Origin of the sequence: Armatimonas sp., from assembly GCF_043760365.1 — a bacterium.
In the GTDB taxonomy this organism is placed as follows: Bacteria; Armatimonadota; Armatimonadia; order Armatimonadales; family Armatimonadaceae; genus Armatimonas.
The window spans coordinates 1-2344 of the sequence record NZ_JAYUPA010000087.1 but is presented as its reverse complement, the minus strand read 5'-3'; the positions used below and the strand labels follow the sequence as shown (position 1 = coordinate 2344).

2 protein-coding genes and 1 pseudogene are annotated in these 2344 nt (G+C 63.1%); 1 reads left to right on the top strand and 2 read right to left on the bottom strand.

Annotated elements, in window-relative coordinates; translation table 11 throughout:
- A partial coding sequence (locus ACH2EH_RS02175) for a PHP domain-containing protein (protein WP_395138431.1) occupies window positions 1-536 on the top strand: 536 nt, incomplete at its 5' end.
- A gap of 189 nt (window positions 537-725) precedes the next feature.
- Here ACH2EH_RS02175 and ACH2EH_RS02170 read toward each other — a convergent pair.
- Both ACH2EH_RS02170 and ACH2EH_RS02165 read right to left on the bottom strand, forming a co-directional pair.
- Window positions 726-1058, bottom strand: a complete 333-nt coding sequence (locus ACH2EH_RS02170) for a hypothetical protein (RefSeq protein ID WP_395138429.1) — start codon at window positions 1056-1058, stop codon at window positions 726-728.
- Between the two features lie 42 nt (window positions 1059-1100).
- A pseudogene (locus ACH2EH_RS02165) lies at window positions 1101-2344 on the bottom strand (hypothetical protein); the annotation flags it as partial.

The following is a 2344-nucleotide window of genomic DNA, read 5'->3' as shown; positions in this document are numbered from 1 at the left end:
CGCTACGCCCGGAGTTTGCGGCGCGGGGGCTGGCGATTCTTTCCGGGCTGGAGGTGGACATCCTCAAAGACGGCACGCTGGACATGGACGACGAGGTTTTAGAGAAGCTGGATATTGTCGTGGCGTCGGTGCACCTGCGCTACAAGGAGGACGAGGCGGCGATGACGGCGCGGATCTGCACGGCGCTCGCCAGCCCGCACGTGGACATTTTGGGGCACCCGACCGGGCGGATCATGGGCCAGCGCGAGGGCTATCCGCTGGATATTGATGCGGTGATTGCGACTGCTGCGAAGTACGGGAAAGCGCTGGAGATCAACTCGTCGCCCGAGCGCATGGACCTGTGCGACGAGCACGTTAAACTTGCCAAAGCGGCGGGGGTGAAGATCGCGATCAACTGCGACGCGCACTCGGTGAAGTCGCTAGGCAATCTCTCATGGGGGCTGTGTATCGCCCGTCGTGCCGGGTTGGAGGTGGGCGATGTGCTCAACTGCTGGGATTTGAAGGCGTTGCGGGAGTGGCTTAGGCCGCCCTCATAAATCGCCCCGATGAACGGGGGCGTCTTTTTGACAGCTTCGCGGACACAAAGGGCGTGCCGCCCATACAGAGTACCGAGTTTACTCGGTATGGCCCGAAGTGGCCTTCGTGTCGGAGCCCGCGACGACAATAACACGCCCCGGTTCATCGGGGCGATTTATGAAGGCGATTTCAACGGCTAGATACCAGCTTTACAGCCGAACGCGTAGATCGCGCATGAGCTGGCCCGTGGCGGGATGAATCACAAGGACTCTGCCCTGGGAGTCGGCGAGGGTGAGCGCCGTTTCGGTGGCCCGCAGGCGCACCCGCTCTGCCCCCGAGAGCCGTAGCTGGAGTTTTGGAGATTGGATATTCCGGTGGGTATAGTGGCAGACCAGAACTGTGATGCCGAGCGGGTCGCGTAGGGCACTGACAATCAGCTCGTTGTCCCCGAGGCGCACGACTGCCAGTCCCGCTTGCGTGTCCCCAGGCTCGCCTAAAACGCAGCTTCTCTGGAGCGCTTCGATCTGCCCGTAGAGCACCACGGCGGGCTCACCAAAGAGGCTTAGCTCGTCGTCGTCGTCGGCCTAGAGCCAGTAGACGCTCTGGGCGGTCAGGTCAAACGTCCCGCCTGAGAAGAGGATTTCCTGGCGGCGAAACGGAGCGGCTTCTGGCCAGAGCATAAAACGGTCTTCGTATAGGCTCAGCACGCTGCCGTTGGTACTGAGGGCGAGAACGGGCTCTTTTGTTTCCGTGAAGGTGAGGGCTTTGGGCGTGGCGGCGAGGGTGTCGAGCGTGAGAATCTGTCCGTTGCGTGCCACGCGCCAGAGGCCATCGCTCAGTGCCGTTTCCCAGCAGAGCAGAGAGAGCTCGCCCCAGTCGGTGACTTTACGCGTCCCGAGATCAAGAATATGCACCCGCTGGCTGTCGTCGCGGTGGGCAATCGCAAGGGCCCGTGCGCCGGTCTTGCCGACGACAAGCGAGGTTGCTGGAATATCGAACCGATGGAGAATGCGCCCATCGTGGCTCAGCAGAAGCACGCCCGCCTCGCCGAGCGCGGCGAGCGTGCGCCCATCGGGGAGATACGCCGCGTCCACAATCGGGACAGTGCCCGTATCGCCGCCCTCGATTCGGATTTCGAGCGGCTCGGCGCGCTCAAGAAGGGAGGGTTGTGGCTTAGGCGTGAGTGTTGGCAAGTCCGCGACCAGCACAGGAAGCTTTGCCCACCGCCCCCAGGCCGTTGCCAATTCGGGCTTGAGGTAGGTTTGACCCCTGCCATGATCGGCGAGGGTGGCGCGAAGCCCAGTCCGAAGAAGGGGCAGCAGCTCGGGGTGCGAGTCGGCTTCGACGTAGAGGTTTGTGAGGAACTGGGTGCGCTCGGAGACAGCGTGCGGGTCGGCGACAATCGCCAGTGCCTTTTCTTGCCAGGGCTCCGACTCCTCCGGGCTCTCGCTCCAGATAAGTAAACGTCCGATAAGAAAAGCCCCTGAGCTTCCGCCGTTCTCCGCTCCCAGAGCGGCCCAACGCTTTGCCAGCGGTCGTGCCGTCTCGACACTCTGTATCGTCGTGACGGCTTTCGCATAATCTCCCCACTCGGCGTGGAGCTGTGCCCACTCCACGCGCAGCGTCTCGGCGGCGGCGGTGTGCTGGCTGCGCTCTAGTCTGAAAATCGCATCGGCGAAGCACTGGCTACGCCTGGCGATGGCGATGGCACGCTCTTTATCCCCAGCCAGCCACCACTGCCGGACGACCAGCGCGGGCGATAGATTGCGCGCCTCGGACATCTCGGCGGCAAGGCGGAGCTTTCCGTGGCGCTCTAAAAACGAGACCG